Annotated in this window: 17 protein-coding genes and 2 pseudogenes; 11 read left to right on the top strand and 8 right to left on the bottom strand. The window is 61.4% G+C overall.

All coding sequences use genetic code 11. The features are described from left to right. The first annotated feature begins 237 nt into the window (after positions 1–237). Positions 238–576 (top strand): hypothetical protein, encoded by a 339-nt coding sequence (locus tag NKI70_RS25055; RefSeq protein WP_352453299.1) that lies wholly within the window; start codon positions 238–240, stop codon positions 574–576. 48 nt (positions 577–624) lie between these two features. Here NKI70_RS25055 and NKI70_RS25050 read toward each other — a convergent pair whose 3' ends face one another. The 5 genes from NKI70_RS25050 to NKI70_RS25030 all read right to left on the bottom strand — a co-directional run bounded on the left by NKI70_RS25050 (position 625) and on the right by NKI70_RS25030 (position 5977). Beyond that, positions 625–1374, bottom strand: a complete 750-nt coding sequence (locus tag NKI70_RS25050) for an amino acid ABC transporter ATP-binding protein (protein WP_502894626.1) — start codon at positions 1372–1374, stop codon at positions 625–627. 44 nt (positions 1375–1418) lie between these two features. Continuing rightward, positions 1419–2510 carry an amino acid ABC transporter permease gene (locus NKI70_RS25045; protein WP_352725073.1) on the bottom strand — a complete coding sequence of 364 codons (1092 nt, stop codon included), beginning with the start codon at positions 2508–2510 and terminating at the stop codon, positions 1419–1421. A gap of 3 nt (positions 2511–2513) precedes the next feature. Next, positions 2514–3629, bottom strand: a complete 1116-nt coding sequence (locus NKI70_RS25040; protein WP_352725071.1) for an amino acid ABC transporter permease — start codon at positions 3627–3629, stop codon at positions 2514–2516. A 70-nt stretch (positions 3630–3699) separates the two neighbouring features. Further along, positions 3700–4734 carry a transporter substrate-binding domain-containing protein gene (locus NKI70_RS25035; RefSeq protein ID WP_352725069.1) on the bottom strand — a complete coding sequence of 345 codons (1035 nt, stop codon included), beginning with the start codon at positions 4732–4734 and terminating at the stop codon, positions 3700–3702. A 28-nt stretch (positions 4735–4762) separates the two neighbouring features. Beyond that, complete coding sequence (locus NKI70_RS25030) at positions 4763–5977, bottom strand: trans-sulfuration enzyme family protein (protein WP_352725067.1); 1215 nt, start codon at positions 5975–5977, stop codon at positions 4763–4765. 79 nt (positions 5978–6056) lie between these two features. On the opposite strand from NKI70_RS25030, the gene NKI70_RS25025 reads away from it, so the two are divergent. The 3 genes and pseudogenes from NKI70_RS25025 to NKI70_RS25015 all read left to right on the top strand — a co-directional run bounded on the left by NKI70_RS25025 (position 6057) and on the right by NKI70_RS25015 (position 8452). Beyond that, on the top strand, positions 6057–6953 hold the full coding sequence (locus NKI70_RS25025) for a LysR family transcriptional regulator (RefSeq protein ID WP_352725065.1): 897 nt from the start codon (positions 6057–6059) through the stop codon (positions 6951–6953). Positions 6954–7005: 52 nt separating this feature from the next. Next, positions 7006–7710, top strand: a pseudogene (locus tag NKI70_RS25020) (IS6 family transposase). Between the two features lie 475 nt (positions 7711–8185). Beyond that, positions 8186–8452, top strand: a complete 267-nt coding sequence (locus NKI70_RS25015) for a hypothetical protein (protein WP_352725063.1) — start codon at positions 8186–8188, stop codon at positions 8450–8452. Between the two features lie 187 nt (positions 8453–8639). Here the strand turns inward: NKI70_RS25015 and NKI70_RS25010 are convergent, their stop codons facing one another. Further along, a complete protein-coding gene (locus tag NKI70_RS25010) occupies positions 8640–8930 on the bottom strand; it encodes a hypothetical protein (RefSeq protein ID WP_352725062.1) in 291 nt (96 codons plus the stop codon). A 195-nt stretch (positions 8931–9125) separates the two neighbouring features. Between NKI70_RS25010 and NKI70_RS25005 the strand changes: the two genes are divergently transcribed. The 3 genes from NKI70_RS25005 (at position 9126) to NKI70_RS24995 (ending at position 13901) form a co-directional block, all read left to right on the top strand. Further along, positions 9126–10565, top strand: a complete 1440-nt coding sequence (locus NKI70_RS25005; RefSeq protein ID WP_352725060.1) for a LuxR C-terminal-related transcriptional regulator — start codon at positions 9126–9128, stop codon at positions 10563–10565. Positions 10566–11128: 563 nt separating this feature from the next. Continuing rightward, entirely contained in the window at positions 11129–12901 is a 1773-nt protein-coding gene (locus tag NKI70_RS25000) for an adenylate/guanylate cyclase domain-containing protein (RefSeq protein WP_352725058.1), read from the top strand. Positions 12902–12956: 55 nt separating this feature from the next. Further along, positions 12957–13901, top strand: a complete 945-nt coding sequence (locus NKI70_RS24995) for an NAD(P)-dependent oxidoreductase (RefSeq protein ID WP_352457236.1) — start codon at positions 12957–12959, stop codon at positions 13899–13901. 304 nt (positions 13902–14205) lie between these two features. Here NKI70_RS24995 and NKI70_RS24990 read toward each other — a convergent pair whose 3' ends face one another. Continuing rightward, positions 14206–14427: a hypothetical protein gene (locus NKI70_RS24990; RefSeq protein ID WP_352692747.1), complete on the bottom strand. Its 222-nt coding sequence runs from the start codon at positions 14425–14427 to the stop codon at positions 14206–14208. Further along, entirely contained in the window at positions 14396–15046 is a 651-nt protein-coding gene (locus NKI70_RS24985) for a class I SAM-dependent methyltransferase (RefSeq protein ID WP_352692746.1), read from the bottom strand. Before NKI70_RS24985 ends, NKI70_RS24990 begins: the two co-directional genes overlap by 32 nt. Positions 15047–15480: 434 nt before the next feature. Between NKI70_RS24985 and NKI70_RS24980 the strand changes: the two genes are divergently transcribed. From NKI70_RS24980 to cysT, 4 genes and pseudogenes are all read left to right on the top strand, one after another. After that, the gene (locus NKI70_RS24980; RefSeq protein ID WP_352579813.1) at positions 15481–15705 is read left to right on the top strand and encodes a M15 family metallopeptidase domain-containing protein; all 225 of its coding nucleotides are present in this window, start codon (positions 15481–15483) and stop codon (positions 15703–15705) included. 28 nt (positions 15706–15733) lie between these two features. Beyond that, entirely contained in the window at positions 15734–15841 is a 108-nt protein-coding gene (locus NKI70_RS24975) for a M15 family metallopeptidase (RefSeq protein WP_023722474.1), read from the top strand. A 243-nt stretch (positions 15842–16084) separates the two neighbouring features. Then, entirely contained in the window at positions 16085–17113 is a 1029-nt protein-coding gene (locus NKI70_RS24970; RefSeq protein ID WP_023722473.1) for a sulfate ABC transporter substrate-binding protein, read from the top strand. Positions 17114–17125: 12 nt separating this feature from the next. Next, a pseudogene (gene cysT, locus NKI70_RS24965) lies at positions 17126–17773 on the top strand (sulfate ABC transporter permease subunit CysT); the annotation flags it as partial.

Raw genomic sequence — 17773 nt, 5'->3', positions numbered from 1 at the left:
TGCGGCACGAGGGCAGCAGCTGATAATGCGATGCCCAACGCTCTCGCAGAGATGCTTTTATGTTCGCTGTCCGCCACCATCCATCCGTCTTGCCACATGGCATTTGCGAAGGAAAGCGGACTACTGCTCGCGCAAGTGGAGGTGCCAAAGTGGGTGCCCGACTTCGTGCTAGCCCCCAAGCCCGCTTGGTGAACAGGCCATATGATGCAGCTACGACTTCGAGTCGAGAGTTGCGTTGTGGACGACGTTCTCGTCCTCTGCCGTCTGCTGCAATACGTGGCAGCTGTGCCTGCGCCGGCCGGCGGCGCATTATCTTCGAAACAGGACCGGAGCGCCCACCGCCAGGCGCCCGGATCGTCGACGTGCAGAAGTTGTGGGCCGAACATCTACCAATGGCCGGAACTCGCGGCGCTGTCGATCCTGTTTCGCGAACGCCTGGTGTATTCCTTCGAGAGTCGGCCGCGCTTGTTCGACATTATCTCGCGCAGCATCGAAGGCGTCGCCGGCCTGATCCTGGGCCGGCGTCGCGGTCTGGCAGGTCGCTGCGCGCTGACCAGGCCCCGGATGGATTTCTGATTTGCGTCTGCCCATCCGGCCGGCGCATGGGCTGGCGGGAGAGGTTCGCTAGTTCAGGATCTGGGCAAGAAACAGTTTGCTGCGCTGGTGACGCGGATGCGAGAAGAATTCGGAGGGCGTGTTCATCTCGACGATCTCGCCCTGGTCCATGAAGACGACGCGGTCGGCGACCTGGCGGGCAAATCCCATCTCGTGCGTGACACACAGCATGGTCATGCCATCCCCAGCCAGCGCGACCATGGTGTCGAGCACTTCCTTGACCATTTCAGCATCGAGAGCGGAGGTCGGTTCGTCGAAGAGCATGATCTTCGGGCTCATACAGAGCGCACGGGCGATGGCGACGCGCTGCTGCTGGCCGCCGGACAACTGGCCGGGATATTTATGCGCCTGGTCCGGGATCTTCACCCGCTCCAGATAGTGCATGGCGGTCTGCTCGGCTTGCCCGCGCCGGATCCTGCGCACCCAGATCGGCGCCAGTGTCAGGTTTTCCAGAATGGTCAAATGCGGGAACAGGTTGAAGTGCTGGAACACCATGCCGATGTCACTGCGGATTACGTCGATCTGCTTCAAATCGTTGCTGAGTTCGACGCCTTCGACGACGATCTGCCCCTGCTGATGCTCCTCCAGCCGGTTGATGCAGCGGATCATCGTCGACTTGCCCGAGCCGGACGGACCGCAGATCACCAGCTTCTCGCCGCGATGGACGGTCAGGTTGATATTCTTCAGCACATGGAAGTTTCCGTACCACTTATTCATGCCGGTCATTTGGATAGCGGGCGGAGCGCTGGGATCGGGCATGGACGGAACGCGCGTTGGGGCGGACAATAACATCAAGGCATTTCCTAGTGGGCGGTCGGGCCGCGCCGCTCCAGGAAGTCGGCGAAGCGGGCGAACGAGAAGGAGAGCGCGAAGAAGATCGCGCCGATGAACAGGAATGTCTCGGCCGCCGGCGACGGCCAGTCCGGGTCAGCCAGCGCCGCTTTTCCGGAGCTGATCAGGTCGAAGAGACCGACGACCAGGACAAGGCTGGTGTTCTTGATCATGACGATGATGGTGTTGGCCAGCGCCGGGATCGCCATCCGGATCGCCTGCGGCAGGATGACGAGATATTGCGTGCGCCAGAAGGGCAGGCCGAGCGCTGCCGCAGCCTCGTACTGGCCATTCGGGATGGCCTGCAGGCCGCCGCGGATCACCTCGGCGAGATAAGCCGCGGCGAAGATGGTGAGCGCGACCAGCGCGCGCACGAATTTGTCGGGCAACAGGGCCTCGGGCAGGAACAGCGGCATCATGATCGACGCCACGAACAGGATGGACAGCAGCGGTAGTCCGCGCACCGATTCTATCAGGACCACGGCGCCGATGCGTATCGCTGGCATAGTCGAGCGCCTGGCCAGCGCCAAGAGAATGCCGACCGGGAAGGCGACGCCGATGGCAACGACGGTGAGGATGAGCGTCACCGGCAGGCCGCCCCAGGACGAGGTCGGAACCTCGGTCAGGCCGATGCCGCCGCCCATCAGCCAGAAGATCAGCACGAACGCTGCCACCCAGAGCGCCAGCAGCCGCAGGGCCCAACTGGCGGGCCGCACCGACCAGGCAAGCAGCGCCAGGATGAGCAGGCAGACGATCGCCGGGCGCCAGCGCTCGTCGAGCGGATAGATGCCGAACAGCAACTGCCCGGACTTGGCGTAGATGAAGCTCCAGCAGGCTCCGGTGGCAACCCGGCAGGCGCCTGGATTGGGGTCGAACAGCACGGCGTCGATTATTAGCCAGCGCAGCATCGGCGGTACCGTGGCGACGAGCAGAACGCCGAACAACAGCGTCAGGACGGCATTGAGCGGCGTGCCGAACAGGAGCATGGCTGACCGCCGCAAGGCGCCGAAGCGGATCTGTCCTGGCATTGGCTCGGCCGGAAGGGAAAGAGACAGGGCCTTCATGGTTCAGCGCTCCACGATGGCGATGCGACGGTTGTACCAATTGGCCGCGCTCGACAGGCTCAGGTTGAGGGCGAGATAGACGCCGAGGATGATGAAGACGCCCTCGATCGAATGGCTGGACTTGCTGATGATGGTGTTCATCACCGCAAGGAAGTCCGGATAGCCGACCGCGATCGCCAGCGTCGAATTCTTGACGACGTTGATGTATTGGCTGTTGAGCGGCGGGACGATCACCCGCAGCATCTGCGGGATGATGATCAGACGCAATATTTTGCCGCGTGGCAGGCCGAGCGAATGACCTGCATCCCACTGACCGCGGCCGACCGAAAGCACGCCGCCACGCACGATCTCGGCGACGAAGCCGGTGGTGTAGATGGTCAGCCCGATGAGGATGGTGCTGAGTTCGGGCGTCAGGTCCTTGCCGCCTTTGAAGTTCGACCCAGTGAAGGTCGGCCAGTCGACGGAGAACTTCGCATCGGCAAGCCAGAGCCCGGCAATGCCAACCGCGAGGATCGCCGGCGCGGTCAGCGGCGGCAACCATCCTCGTCGCGCCGCCGCCCAGCCAGCGGCCGCCAGTGCCAGGGCGAGAGCAATGACGAGCAATCCCGCGGCGGCGACGTCCATGCTGACTGCCGGCACCACAAAGCCGCGCATGGAGGCGTAAACGCCTGGCAGCGGATTGAGCGCTTCGCCGACCGGCGGCAGCACCTTCCACCACAGCGAGTAGAGAAAGATCAGAAGCACGATCGGCGGTGAATTGCGTGCAACCTCCACCCATACGCGGCAGGTGCCCGCCGCCAGGGGATTGCTGCTCAGCCGGGTGATGCCGACGACGAGGCCGAGCGCGGATGAAAAGACGATGACGAGCGCGGAGATGAAGACCGTATTGGCGAGCCCGGTCACGATCGCCCAGTAATACGGGTCCCGCGACTTATAGGTGAGGATCGCTTCGGAGATGACGATCCTGGATGGCATGGTCAGGAAATCGAAGCCGATCGGGATGCCGCGGGCCCTCAGATTGGCGAAGGTCGTGCTGACGAGCAGGGCAGCGAACGCGGCAACCGCGGCTGCCAGGGCACACTGGATGATGATCGATCTGGTCTTGGCATCGCTCAGCATGTTGACCTCGAGGGTTCGCGGCGTTGGCAGGGAAGGGGAGCGCCGGGCCCGTTCCCCTCCATCATGCGGCTCAATCCCAGGGGAAAGGATAGTTGAGGCCCCCGTCCTTCCACAACGCGTTCAGACCGCGTTCGACCTTTAGCGGGCTGTCCTTGCCGAGATTGCGGTCCCAGATCTCGGCGTAGTTGCCCATTTGCTTGATGACGTTGTAGGCCCACTTATCGTCCAATCCGAGCGGCTTGCCGAAGCCGGGTTCCTCGCCGAGCACCCGTTTGACTTCCGGACTGCCCGACACAAGCTTTTCATCGATGTTCTGCGAGGTGATGCCGTTGGCCTCGGCCCAGAACAGGGCATTCAATGTCCAGCGCACGACGTCGAAGAGTTGATCGTCGCCGCGGGCGACCGCGACGCCATTGGGTTCGGCGGCTTTGCCGACCTTGATGATGTCGTAGTCGTCGGGGTTCTTGGCCACCGAAGCACGCTGTCCGGCTGCCGCAGTGCCGTCGGTGACGTATGAATCGCAGCGGCCGCCAAAGAAGGCGTCGCGCGCCTGAATGGTCGAGTCGTAATAGACTTTCTCCATCGCGATCCCGAACTCTTCCTCGGTTTCCTCGATCGCTTTCTCGGTCAGGCTGCCACCGCCTTGCAGGCAAACGGTCTTTCCGTCCAGCAGTTTGGGCTCGGTAATATTGTCGGCCTTGCGCACGAGCATGCCGTCCGTGTCGTAGAGATTGATCCAGACGAAGCGGACAACCGTATCGCGACTGTAGGTGATGGTGGATGTGCGCGACAGAACGTCGATCTCTCCGGTCTGCAGCGCAGGAAAACGCTGGCCTGCGTTAAGCGGCACGTAACGGATCTTCTCCTTGTCGCCGAGGATGGCGACCGCGAAAGTGCGGCAGATATCGGAATCGAAGCCGCGATAATACCCCTTCTCGTCGGGCCGGGAGAGACCGGGCACGCCCTGGCTGGCGCCGCAGCTGACATAGCCGCGTTCCTTGATCTTGTTGATAACCGCCTGCGCGCTGGCGTCCACGGCGCCCGAAGTCAGGCTGGCCAATCCTATCGCCAGACCCGTGAGCCATTTCAGACCTTGATGTTTCATAATCATTCCCCTTGTCGTTGAGTTGTCGTCATTCTGCGGCGTTGACGTCGGCCGCGGCGGTTCCGTTGCGCCGGGCTTCAGCAAAGAGTTCGAAGGCCTGGGAAAGGTCGGCCAGAAGATCTTCGAGCGCCTCAAGGCCAATCGACAGGCGCCAGACCGGGCCGGGCTTCAGCCAATCGAGGCTGGCGCGCCCTTTGCGCGGATCGCTGACGGCAATCAGCGAATGCACGCCGCCCCAGCTTGCGCCGAGCCTGAACAGCCGCAGGCTGCGCAGGACATCGGATTGCAGTGGCGCCAGTTCCGGCCGCAGCACGAAGGAGAACACGCCCGCCGATCCGGCGAAGTCACGCTTCCAGACCGCGTGGCCGGGATGGCCAGGCTCCGCGGGATGCAAGATCTGCGCGACTTCCTGGCGTTCCGATAGCCAGGCGAGGATCTTCCGCGCGGTGGCGTCGGCATGACGCATGCGCACCGGCATGGTCATCAGGCCACGCTCGCACAGCGCGCAATCCTCGGGCGAGACGCCATAGCCAAGGAAACGCGCTGTATCCTTCAGGCGCCGGAACAGGGCATGGTCATGCACTGCGAGCGAGCCCATCAAGAGGTCGCCGTGGCCGCCGGCGTGTTTGGAAAGCGCCTGCATCGAGATGTCGACGCCATGAGCGAGCGGCTTGAACAGCAGATGCGAGGCCCAGGTGTTGTCGGCCGCAACGAGCGCGCCGGCCTTGTGGGCCGCGGCCGTGATGGCTGGCACATCCTGAACTTCGAAGGTGGCTGAGCCAGGCGATTCTGCCCAGACCAGCCGCGTTCTGCCGTCGATCATGGCCGCGATACTTGCGTCCAGCCGTGGATCGTAGGAAACCGCCTCGATCCCGAGTGGGCCGAGAAAACGCTCGGCCATGTCGCGCGCCGGGCCATAGAGCGTCTCCGGGATCAGAACGCTTTCGCCGCCACGGCAGACAGCCATGGTCGCCAGCGTCATGGCCGCCATGCCCGACGGGAGGACGAGAGCCCGCGATCCGCATTCCAACACGGCGATATGATCTTCGAGCTGCCGGCTGGTCGGTGTGCCGTAAAGTCCGTAGCTGAACCCGTCGTACAGACGCTCGACGCGAAGCTCGAACGATTCCAGATCGTCAAAGACCACGGTCGAGGCTCGCTCGACCGGCATCGCCACCGCCTGGAACGGTTCCTCGGAGCGCTTGGGAGGATGGACATGTGAAGTGTCATCGCGTCGGTTCATAGGCGCAGCTTAGCCGGCTCACCCATTGCCATCTATGACCCCAGCGATAAAGTTAATTCGCTTTTGATATGGGCTGACTATGAACCTGCGCGACATCGATGTCTTCAACGCGATCATGATCACGCGCGGCGCCGGCGCGGCGGCCGCGCTGCTCGACACCTCGCAGCCGGCCATCAGCCGTTCGCTAGCCAAGCTAGAGGCCGAGCTCGGCTTCAGGCTTTTCGACCGCATTCGTGGCAGGCTGGTGCCGACACGCGAAGGGGAGTTGTTCCATGCCGAGGTGAAAGCCAACCTGGTCGGGCTCGACCGGCTGAAGCTGCGGGCGGCCCAGATCAAGGAGGTCGGCACCGGTACCATCCGCGTCGCCTCCCTGTCGGCACTCGGGCATGGGCTGGTGCCGCGCGCCATCGTAGCGTTCTCGCACCGGCATCCGCAGGTGCGAATCAGCTATCAGGTCCGCACCTCCAATATCGTGCGCGACCTGGTCGCCTCTGGCAGTTTCGATATCGGGCTCGCGGCCGACGAGGTCGACACCAGCGGCGTGCTGCACAGCGTCTTCACCACACCGCGCGCCGTCTGCGTGATGCCGAAGAACCACCGGCTGGCGCGGAAGCAGATAATCACACCGGCCGATCTCGCCGACGAGGCCTTCCTGGCATTGTCGCCGGAAGATACGGCGCGGCTCGCGATGGACAAGATCCTGGCCGCGCATGGGGTGCGACCGCGCATCCTGATCGAAACGCCCTACGGCCTGACCATCGCTATCCTTGCAGCGAAGGGCATGGGAATCGGCTTGGTCAATCCCTCCGTCATTGCGGACGGCATGATCGGCGGTATTTTGGCCAGGCCATTCGAGCCAGCCGTCAATTTCCGCGCGCTACTCCTGCGCCCGCCGGACGGCATCAATTCGACCTTGATCACCGACTTCATTGGCGAACTCTATGCCGCTCGCAATATGCTATCGAGCGAGGCATAGGGGCGTTGTCACGGCAACTGCGTGTCAGGGATCGCTGCGATAGATGCGGGGGATGAACACTTCGCAGATCAGCTACAAACGGCATCGGTTCCCACCCGAGATCATTGCCCACGCGCTGTGGCTGTATTATCGATTTCCGCTGAGCCTGCGTCATGTCGAAGAAATGCTGCTCGAGCGCGGCATCGTCGTTTCCTACGAGACGATCCGTCGCTGGGGCAGGAAGTTCGGGCCGGACTACGCCCGGCACCTGCGCCGCAAGCAGCCCAGTTGAAATGATATCTGGCACCTCGACGAAGTCGCCATCACGATCGCCGGCAAGAAGCATTGGTTATGGCGCGCCGTCGACCAGGACGGCTATGTGTTCGACGAGATCGTCCAGACCCGGCGCAACACCAAGGCCGCCAAGCGCTTGCTGATACGGCTGTTGAAGAAGCAGGGCCAGGTGCTCAAGCGCATGATCACCGACAAGCTCGGCTCCTATGGAGCAGCGCGGCGTCAGGTCATGATGGACATCGAGCACCGGTCGCACAAGGGCTTGAACAACAGAGCGGAGAATTCGCATGTGCCACTGCGAAAACGAGAGCGGATGATGCAAGGTTTTCGATCACCGGGGAGCCTCCAGCGTTTCGTCTCGACCTTCTCTGCAGCCCGCAATCTCTTCGTCCCGCCCCGTTCAAAACGCGCCCCCTTTCAGATCCATCTTCACCGCCTGAATGCCATGGCGCAATGGAAACCTGCTGCCGGCGTGATCGCCTGAAATCATTCCCAAAAGTCACAACCACAGCCCATCTCCGTCTATGTGACATCACCGCCGACGCAGGTCCGCAGCAGTACTTGTGCAAGAGATCATCGATTCAGGGTGGCGGCATCGGCTTGTCACCGAGTGTGCGCAAGTACGCGATCAGGTCGACCCGTTCGGTCTCGTCCGAGACACCAGGTATCTCCATCTTAACGCCCGGCGTGGTGAGCATGGGCCCGAAGAGATATCTGTTCAGGTCCTCTTACCTCCACACGCCTTTCCAGCCGAGCAAAGCGTCGGAGTAACGCATTTTTGCCATGGATGCCTTATCGCGGCCGACGACGCTCCACAAGTTCGGTCCCGTTTTGTTCCCTCCCAGTGGCTCGGCATTGTGGCAACGGTCACACGCGCGGGTGACGTAGGTCCGGCCTTTCTCGACATCGGCAGAAGCCAACTTCGTTGAGATCGGGGCCGGTGTTGGCAAGACGACGCCGTGCGACATGAGATAGTCGGCAACTTCGCGTTGCCCCTGGCGTTTTGCCAGATGGAGTGGTGTCTTGGCGCCGGGCTCGACTGTGCGGTCATGCAGCGCGCGCCAGGGGTATCCGAGGCGCTGCAATTGCTACGCGGCTACCTCTGCACACTCGAAAAGCATCCACTCAACGGTTCTGCGGAAGCCCGTGAGATCATCCGCCGGCACATCTTCGATCTCGTTTTGCTCGCCATCACACGCACGGCTCTTTGGGACAGACCAGTATGAGCGCGGTCGTCGCCGCGCGCCTGGCCGCCATAGTCGACTACATCACGGATTGACGGCAATCGTGGCATTCGCTCGCTCCGCGTCCGGCGGATTGGCGGCAGCGCCAGCTAAAGACGAGTAACGAAGGCCGCGGGGTGCGATTACCGATGAAGGCACGCCGTGATCAAAGACCCGATCCGGAGAAACGTCACTGCGAAGCACTTTCCGATACATCGGACACGATGATGTAGCCCTGATCGATCAGTTGCAGCCTCGTTTCCTCGAAATGCCGCTTGAAGCCGCTCTTGATTTGCTCGGGTGGGTATCGCCAGCCATTCGCAAAGGCACGGCGCAAGAGATCGGAATAGACGCGGTCGCTGGCAAGCCTTACCGCTTCTATGGAGATTGGCGTTCCCACTGGCGTCGTTTCGCCGGAGAGACTTGGCGCGGTCGAAAGAGCCAGCACCAGCATGCCGGCGACTGCGGATGACTTTCTCATGGATGCCTCCTGACATTTTGCCTGGCCTGGACAGTGAACCGGGCAACGTGTTGTGGATCCGTGGATGCTAGGAGCGGCAACGACTTGGCGGGATCGTACAGATGGAGTGTTTTTGGTGTCGCATCTGTAGTATTTTCGCTGTGTCGCGAAATCGGTACGTTCCCGACCATACGCGCCGCGGATCGGAATGACGCAATGCTTGACGCAGTCGGCAATCCTCTGACCGGGCTTTCGGACCGGGAGCGGGTGGTCGCTGCGAAATTCGCCGAAGGCATGACCTATCGTGAGATCGGCGAGACGCTGTTCATCGCGCCGACCACCGTTCGAACCCATCTGTCGGTGGTCTATCGAAAGCTTGGCGTTAGCAGCAAAGTGGCGTTGGCAAGCCTGCTCTCGAGTGAGAGCCGGCAAGAGTCCGGACAAGCTCGTTTCGAGGGTCTGTCGCCCGGCGGCTCCGGGCCACCGGTCATCGCGGTCCTGCCCTTTGAAAATTTGAGCTCGGACGAGCGTTGGGGAAGGCTGGCCGACGGTTTGTCCGCCGATATTATTGTCGATCTCGCGCGTTACTCCGCCCTTGCGGTGATTGCCCGCCAGACGATGCTGATGTTCAAGGGAAGGCGCGATGATCTGCGCTCCATCGGTCGGGAGTTGAATGCCGACTATTTGCTCGAAGGGAGCCTTCAGGCTACCGGCGAGCAGTTCCGCATTTCGGTGCAGCTTGTCGATGTGAGGAGTGGTGCCGATCTTTGGGCGGCGCGATACGATCAATCGGCCGACAATCTGTTTGCTACGCAAGACATGGTCACCGAGAACGTCGTCAATGTCCTTGTCAGCTGCTGCGGCAAGCTTGCCCACCTTGGACGGGATGTCATCCGGCGCAAGCCGCCCGCCAGCCTGGGTGCCTATGACTACTATCTGCTCGGCGTCGAACAGCACAATGTGTTCACCCGCACCTCGAACGTGGAAGCAATCCGTCTCTTGTCGCGCGCAGTCGAACTCGATCCGGGGCTGGCGCGAGCCTGGTTGACGTTGGGATTTTCTTACGCCGTCGAAGCCTGGTACGCGAGTAATCCATCCGTCTCGCTGGAACGCTGGTACTCGTGCATGGAACAAGCTCTTTTGCTCGATCCGGGAGACAGCATGGCCCGTCAGGGCATGGCCGACATTCGCGCGGCGCGAGGCGACTTGGGAGCCGCTGCCGAGGAACTCGATCGCGCTTTGGCCGCCGCTCCAAACGATGCCGATACGCTGGCGATGATTGCCGGAAGCCGAGCACTGGTGACAGGTGATCCGCAGCAGGGCTGCGTGTTGATCCAGAGGGCTCTACGTCTCAACCCGCTAGCTCCGCTCTGGTACTTCAGCATGCTTGGTCGCACGAATTTCGTGGTCGGGCGCTACCGGGAGAGCGTCGTGGCGTTCCAGCAGAGCCCGCCCGATTCGCCGGCCACCCTGTTGTTCCAGTCGATGGGACATGCGATGCTCGACGAAGTACCACAGGCCGCGAAGATCGCCGCCCGATTGGCGAGCGAATTCCCCGGCTTTACCGTCGAGGGGTTCATCAGAACCTATCCGGTCACCAATCCTCCCGCGCTTGTCGCCATCCGCGAAGGTGCACGGCGGGCCGGATTGAGATAGCTTCTCCGCTAGCGCTTGCGGCCGGAGCCAGTTCTTGGATTGCGCTCCATTTCTTGCCAGCTTTCATCGATGAGTGCAAAATCGCACTCGTCAGAAAGACAGTTCTGAAGGCCGCCTGAAGAAGCACTGGAAATGTGGGTCAGGATCGCGACCTTATCGACCGTTCGTCTGTACGTCAGGATTTGGCGCTCCTTTCTCGTTCCAATCGGCGAGAGGGAAGGCAAAAAACACCCAACCAAGTCGTTTGACGCTCATTTAGGGCGTTCTCGAGGGCGGATGTTCGAACCAGCGGGACGCGCCATTTCGCGCCATTCGAGTCGCGCCTCCTAAGCCGACCTTCACGCACTGGCCGGAGTCGACCCTAAGCAGAAGCTCGCTTGCTCCGGGTCAATTCACGGCCATGACCCAAAGCTGTCATTCCGCCCGTACGTGTCGTAGCTTCTAATGGCTTGCCGATGGGAGGCGTCATATCCGAGCGCCCGATTGCCCTGACATAAGGCGCTGGTATTGTGTAGTTGATTGGGCTCCAAAGCGGAGCCGTCACACGTGGAAGGAGTCCGAGCGTGGTCGAGAGCGCCGTGCAGCGCCGTTTGGCCGCCATACTCGCTGCCGATGTGGTCGGTTACAGCCGGCTCATGGGCCATGACGAGATGGGCACGCTGACTACGCTGAGGGCGCTGCGAGCCGAGCTGGTCGATCCAAAGATCGCCGAACACATGGGTAGGATTTTCAAGGCGACCGGCGATGGGGTTCTGGCTGAGTTCCCCAGCGTTGTTAACGCCGTTGCCTGTGCGGTCGACATCCAGCGGCGGCTGGAGGCGCGCAACGCCGACATGCCAGAGGACCGCGCGATCCGACTGCGGATCGGGGTCAACCTGGGCGATGTCATCGTCGAGGGCGAGGACATCTTCGGAGACGGAGTGAACATTGCGGCTAGGCTTGAGAGCGTCGCCCCGGCCGGTGGCATAGCGGTGTCGGGCACAGTGCGTGACCACCTGGGCAACCGGCTCGATCTGCAGTTCGAGGATATGGGCGAGCAGGCGCTGAAGAACATCGAGCAGCTGGTGCGCGTTTGCCGAGTGCGCCCAGCCGATACCTCTGCCTTGGTGCGTCGCGCACTGTCGCTACCCGATAAGCCGTGGGTCGCCGTCTTGCCGTTTGTCAATAGGAGCGGCGATCCAGAGCAGGAGTACTTCTCCGACGGCATCACAGAGGACATCATTACCGAACTTTCGCGCTTTCGGTCGCTGTCCGTCATCGCCCGCAATTCCTCGTTCACCTACAAGGGACGGACGATGAAGATCCCCGACGTGGCACGCGACTTGGGCGTGACCTATGTACTCGAGGGAAGCGTTCGTCGCGCCGGGAATCGTCTGCGCATAACCGCGCAGCTCATCGACGCTGAGACCGGCAGCCACATCTGGGCGGAGCGCTATGATCGAGAAATTGCCGATATGTTTGCGGTTCAGGACGAGATAACCCAGAGGATCGTGGGCATGCTGGCGGTGGGCCTCGAAGACGATTCCTTGGAACGCGCTAAGCGTAAGCACCCTGAAAACCTCATCGCCTATGACCATTGGTTGCGCGGCAAACATCTCTTGTGGACGGTGGGTCAGAACAATCTTGAAGCGCGCCAACACTTCGAAAAGGCTGCTGCCACAGACCCAAGCTTTTCGCGCGCCTATTCCGGTTTAGCGGTGACCTACCAGATGGAAGCGCTTGATTTGCTAATTGCGGCAGAAGGTAGAGGCGCTTATGACATGGCCTTTGATTGCGCCAAACGGGCCCTCGCGCTCGATGAAGCCGATTATCAAGCCCACATCGCGCTGGCATGGCCTTGCCTCTATCGGGGCGACTATGAGCGCATGAAGAAACATGTGGATCGCGCCATCATGCTCAACCCTAACGATGCCGACAGCCTCGCCAATGCCAGCTACATGCTCGCAATGTATGGAGAAGGGGAAAAGGCGGTTGCCTGCGGCGAAGCGGCAATGCGTCTCAATCCACGATACCCCGATTGGTATATCGCCTTTCAGGCGACTGCCCTATTTACCGCAAGGCGGTATCCCGAGGCCCTAGCCGCGCGGATCAGAGTCCCCGACTACTTTATCGATTCGACTTTTTTCGGCGCAGCTATACTTGCCAAGCTTGATAGGCTTGCCGAGGCAAAGCTATGGGCGGAAAAAGCAGTAGCGAGGCTGAAAGCAAGGCCGGGGGGCGTTGAGCAAGCAGCCAAAGGATGCATCCAGCTTCTGCTCGACAACAACCCATTCCGTCGTCAAGAAGATCGTGATCACTTCGCAGAGGCGATGCGCATGGCTGGCGTGCCCGGATAGCCGCTTCGATCCATTCCGGCTGATGTACGTCGAACAGAGTGTTTAGGAGGTAGTGGTGAAAGCACTCACTTTACTGATGGTGAATGACTACCCCGACTATATCGACGCGGGGGAGTGGGCGCGATCTCTCAAGGCGCGCGTTTCGGGCCTCGACTTCCGGTTATGGCCCCATCACGGCGATCCCGGCGACATTGACTTGGTGCTGATCGATAAGGGTACGCCGCGCAGGTTTTTTGAAGGTATGACGCGATTGCGTGCAGTTGCCTATCTCGGCGCGGGCATAGACGGCTTGCAACTGGGTGAGCTGCCTGCGGGCGTTGGCGTCGTACGTTTGGCGACCCGCGAACTTGCCTCTGAGGTTGTGCAGTACATTGTTCTCAGAGTACTGTGCCGGCAACGCCATGTCGTTGAATATGCTCTCCAACAGACCCAGAAGAGATGGCGCCCGATCGCGCCACGGAAGACCAGCGAGACCCGCATCGTTATCCTTGGGGCTGGGCGTATCGGTGGATGGGCCGCGCGACTCTTCGCCGAGCTGGGATATCGCACGGCGGCATGGTCCCGCAACCCTAAGCAAATCGCCGATGTGGCCTGTTACGCTGGTGCCCCAGCGCTTAAGGAGGCCTTGGCTGAACGAGACTTCGTCGTGTGCGCGCTGCCGCTGACCACCGAAACTCGAGGAATACTTAATTCCGAAACTTTCCGTCTGATGAAGCGCGGCGCCTACCTCGTTAATGTCGGACGCGGAGCACACGTCGACGAGGCTGCACTTCTGCACGCCATTGACGCTGGGCAACTGTCAGGCGCCTGCCTCGATGTTTTTACCTCGGAACCGCTCGACCAGGCGAGTCCGCTATGGGCCCATCCGAAGGTGACCATCACACCACATGTGGCAAGCTATTGGGTCGATTCGGGCATAGCGCAGGTGGCAGGTCTGTGCGAGCAGATCAAGTTGGGCAATGACATCACCAATCTCGTAAATCTTGAGCGGGGCTACTAAGGGCCCGTATGGCAATAACTGCTTCAGTTCCTTGACGGGATTCGGCCAATTGCCGCGGCCTAATGAATCTAATCGATTCGAAAATTTCTGTACGGACCCTAAGTGCGGGCTAAGAATCCACTCTTAGTCCGTTAATGGCGCTGCCTGCTCGTTCCGCTCGAGGAGACAGACGGCAGAGAACCACCCAACCAAGCCGCACTGGCGGCTGCTGAGTAGGCGAAGTCCGCATCGCCTCGATCGCGCCAAGAGCGGGCATGCGCCTTAGTCGTTCGTGAGAGGCAGCCGCCCAGTGTCATGGCTAGCTCTAGGCGTGCGACCAGGCGCCCACTTCCGAGCGGCTCACGATCACGCTACCCGCCTCGATTTCGCGCTGCATGCGCTGTTCCAAAGTCTCAATATCGACCTCAGCGGCCGTCGCAACGCCCCGGCTCTGGATTTCCGGCAGCATCGTGACAATGAGTTCGGCGGTCTGGTGTGACCAGTCGAAGCCGCCATTAGTTCCCCCAACAACCGCCTCCATGTGCATTGAGGGGCGCGGTCAATCCAGCCGCGCGGAATGCCGCATCGAGCTTGATACCCATATTGGTCTCGATACCGCTGCGCCGGAACGTCTCGACGATCCATCGACAGCAGTGGTCGTAGGTCGGCGCCGGCGGGCTGGATCGACAGCCGTCCCAATCCGGCTCATGGAAGACGATGGTCCCTCCAGGCCGGAGATGACGAGCGACGCCACGCAGCATGGCCACAGGATCGGCTTGAAACATCAGAACGTAGCGGCCGATCACGGCGTCGAACGGTCGGTCGAACGAAAGTGCCGCGGGATCGCCTTCACGGAAGCTGACATTCTGGATTGGATGCGCCGCCGCGCGCCGCTCCGCCGCCGCCAGGGCCGCTGGAGCCCGATCTGCGCCAATGACCTGACCTCCGCTGCCAATCATCTCGGAAACCAGGAATGTAACGTCACCCGCGCCACAGCCCACGTCGAGCACGCGCATCGCGGGGCTCATGCCCGCAGAGAGCAAGATTTTTCGCGTGATCGGGTTAATGATGCCCGCCTGATGGCTGAGACGCCTGATCTCGCGATCGGAATGGACGAGAATATACGGGACGTGAACGTCGGCACCAGCGCCACCGGCGACTTCCATGGCCTGCCTCCCCTCATACGACTGTTCCCCAAATGGGGCATCGTGCTGGTCGACGACTATGCGCCGATGCGGCAGCCAGTCAACGAGACTCGCTGTCCACCTCAATGCGAATGTCGCTTCAGGGTCACGACCGCCGGTTCCGCTAAAGGTCAGCTTTCGGGCCGCCAAATCGCCCCGGGAAGGGTGGGTTCGGGTCATCGGCGTGAATTCGCCCTCGACGAACGAACTTCCGCTCGGGGTCGTCTTTGCCCGTTGGCGCGCTGTCGCAAATTTGGGCGCCGCCGCATCACGATTGGACCCTCAATCTTTCGCCATTCAACTCTGCTTTCCCCCCCTAGCAACCGCGGCGCAGTGTTGCCATGCGTGCGTAATATGCGCAGTCCAATTGGGGTCGTCCTTGGTGAGTGCAGCGGACGTCAATACGGGCAGCCATCGTGACATCAAGCGCCAAGGATCTCATCGCCAAGGGCTATATCGGCGAACTGTCCACCCATTCGCGCGGATCGACAGTCGAGGTCGCGATCGCGCGGACCGACCACAAGAGCGCGCCGAAACCGGCCTGCGGCGCGACCGATGTCGATATGCTCGATTTCGGCACTGGCTTCGAGTGTTCGACCCGGCGAGCGAAACGGCTCACCGACCGCTCGCCAGTGAAGTAGCGGCAAACGCGAAAGACTTGTCGAGGCGATGCGCGCCGGCGGCTTCAACAATTATGCCCGCGAATGGTGGCACTTCACGCTGGAAAACGAGCCGTTTCCAAGAGAACGCTTCAACTTTCCCGTCGGCGCCGAGTAGCTCCGCCGGCCACCGTGGGATGAAACCCTCGTTGACCCTGCGCGGCCATTGCCGAAGGGCTGGCGGTTTCTAATTATCGCCTCCGGGAGCCCAGGATCCCGAGTCACGCTGTGTGAGGAAAAAAATTCCTCATTTAGAGTAAAATAGGCGAAAAATTGCTTCACTAGGCCAAAAAAGGCAACAGTGAATGCATCTAAATTCTATCAATTCGGTAGATTTGGCGCGAGTTCAACGGAGGCGGAAATGACCAAACCTCATTTCAGGAAACTGCTCGGCGCGCTGGTCGCCACATCTGTCCAGTTCGGCACGCTCGGTTTCGCGTTTGCCGATACCACCATTCTCAACGTGTCCTATGACCCGACGCGTGAGCTCTACAAGCAATTCGACCAGGCCTTCGCCGCTCACTGGGAGGGCGAGACGGGCGAGACCGTCACCGTCCAGCAGTCGCATGGCGGATCCGGCGCCCAGGCGCGCGCCGTGATCGACGGCCTCGACGCCGACGTGGTGACGCTGGGGCTGCAAGGCGACATCGACGCGATCGTCTCGAAAACGAAGAAGATCAATCCCGACTGGCGGACGAAGTTCGAGAACAATTCGGCTCCTTATACCTCGACCATCGTCCTCCTCGTCCGCAAGGGCAACCCGAAGGGCATTCACGATTTTGGCGATCTCACAAAGGACAGCGTCCAGGTGATCACGTCCAATCCCAAGACCTCCGGTGGTGGCCGGTGGGCCTACCTCGCGGCCTGGGCCTGGGCCAACACCAACGATGGCGGCGACGAGGCCAAGACCAAGGAATTCGTCGGCAACCTCTATTCCCATGTTCCGGTGCTTGACACCGGCGCGCGTGGCTCTACCGTGACCTTCGCGCAAAAGGGCCTTGGCGACGTGCTGATCGCCTGGGAAAACGAGGCCTATCTGGCGCTGGACGAGTTCGGCGCCGATCAGTTCGAAATCGTCATCCCGCCGACCTCGATCCTCGCCGAACCGCCGGTCGCCGTTGTCGACGCCAATGTCGATGCCAAGGGCACACGCAAAGTTGCCGAAGCCTATCTGGGCTATCTCTATTCCAAGGAAGGCCAGACGATCATCGCCAAGAACCACTACCGTCCGGCGAAGCCCGACCTGGTGCCTGCGGAGGATCTCGCCAAACTGCCGGAAATCAAGCGGATCAGCATCGACGATCCAATTTTCGGCGGATGGACGAAGGCGCAGCCTTACCATTTCGGCGACGGTGGTATATTCGACCAGATCTACAAGCCAGCGCAGTAAGATAAAATCTAGATCCGGACGACACCCGCCAAGGCGGGGTGGCGGTTCAGACAGCCGAGCGTCATTCCGGGTTTCGGATTGACGCTCGGCTTCTCGCTTGCCTACCTCACGCCATCATCCTCATCCCCCTCTCAGGGTTGGTCTGGCGATCGGCGGCGCTCGGCTGGACCGATTTCTGGGCGATCGTCACCGATCGCCGTACCATCAACGCGCTTAAAATCAGCTTCGGTACCGCCTTCATTGCCGCCGCCGTCAACGTCGTCTTCGGCACGATCGTCGCCTGGGTGCTGGTGCGCTACAGCTTTCCCGGCCGCCGCATCGTCGATGCCATGGTCGACCTGCCCTTCGCGCTGCCGACGGCGGTCGCCGACATCGCGCTGACCGCGCTCTACGCGCCGAATGGCTGGGTCGGCAGCCTATTGGCGCCGCTCGGCATCAAGGTCGCGTATACGCCGCTCGGCATCGTCATCGCGCTGATCTTCATCGGCCTGCCTTTCGTCGTGCGCACCGTCCAGCCAATCATGGAGGAGATCGACAAGGAGGTCGAGGAAGTGGCCGCCACCCTTGGCGCCAACCGCTTCCAGATCATCAGCCGCGTTCTACTACCCGGACTGGCGCCTGCCATCGTCACCGGTTTCGCGCTGGCCTTCGCGCGCGGCG

Origin of the sequence: Mesorhizobium sp. M0500 (assembly GCF_040321165.1) — a bacterium.
Classification (GTDB): Bacteria; Pseudomonadota; Alphaproteobacteria; order Rhizobiales; family Rhizobiaceae; genus Mesorhizobium.
The sequence above is the reverse complement of the archived record's forward strand: the minus strand, read 5'-3'. Positions and strand labels throughout refer to the sequence as shown.

Coding starts and splice junctions, on each gene's coding strand:
- NKI70_RS25050 (WP_502894626.1), bottom strand. CDS start 1,374: ATGCCCGATCCCAGCGCTCCGCCCGCTATCCAAATGACCGGCATGAAT.
- NKI70_RS25045 (WP_352725073.1), bottom strand. CDS start 2,510: ATGAAGGCCCTGTCTCTTTCCCTTCCGGCCGAGCCAATGCCAGGACAG.
- NKI70_RS25040 (WP_352725071.1), bottom strand. CDS start 3,629: ATGCTGAGCGATGCCAAGACCAGATCGATCATCATCCAGTGTGCCCTG.
- NKI70_RS25035 (WP_352725069.1), bottom strand. CDS start 4,734: ATGAAACATCAAGGTCTGAAATGGCTCACGGGTCTGGCGATAGGATTG.
- NKI70_RS25030 (WP_352725067.1), bottom strand. CDS start 5,977: ATGAACCGACGCGATGACACTTCACATGTCCATCCTCCCAAGCGCTCC.
- NKI70_RS25025 (WP_352725065.1), top strand. CDS start 6,057: ATGAACCTGCGCGACATCGATGTCTTCAACGCGATCATGATCACGCGC.
- NKI70_RS25010 (WP_352725062.1), bottom strand. CDS start 8,930: ATGAGAAAGTCATCCGCAGTCGCCGGCATGCTGGTGCTGGCTCTTTCG.
- NKI70_RS25005 (WP_352725060.1), top strand. CDS start 9,126: ATGCTTGACGCAGTCGGCAATCCTCTGACCGGGCTTTCGGACCGGGAG.
- NKI70_RS24990 (WP_352692747.1), bottom strand. CDS start 14,427: ATGCACATGGAGGCGGTTGTTGGGGGAACTAATGGCGGCTTCGACTGG.
- NKI70_RS24985 (WP_352692746.1), bottom strand. CDS start 15,046: ATGGAAGTCGCCGGTGGCGCTGGTGCCGACGTTCACGTCCCGTATATT.
- NKI70_RS24975 (WP_023722474.1), top strand. CDS start 15,734: ATGCGCGCCGGCGGCTTCAACAATTATGCCCGCGAATGGTGGCACTTC.
- NKI70_RS24970 (WP_023722473.1), top strand. CDS start 16,085: ATGACCAAACCTCATTTCAGGAAACTGCTCGGCGCGCTGGTCGCCACA.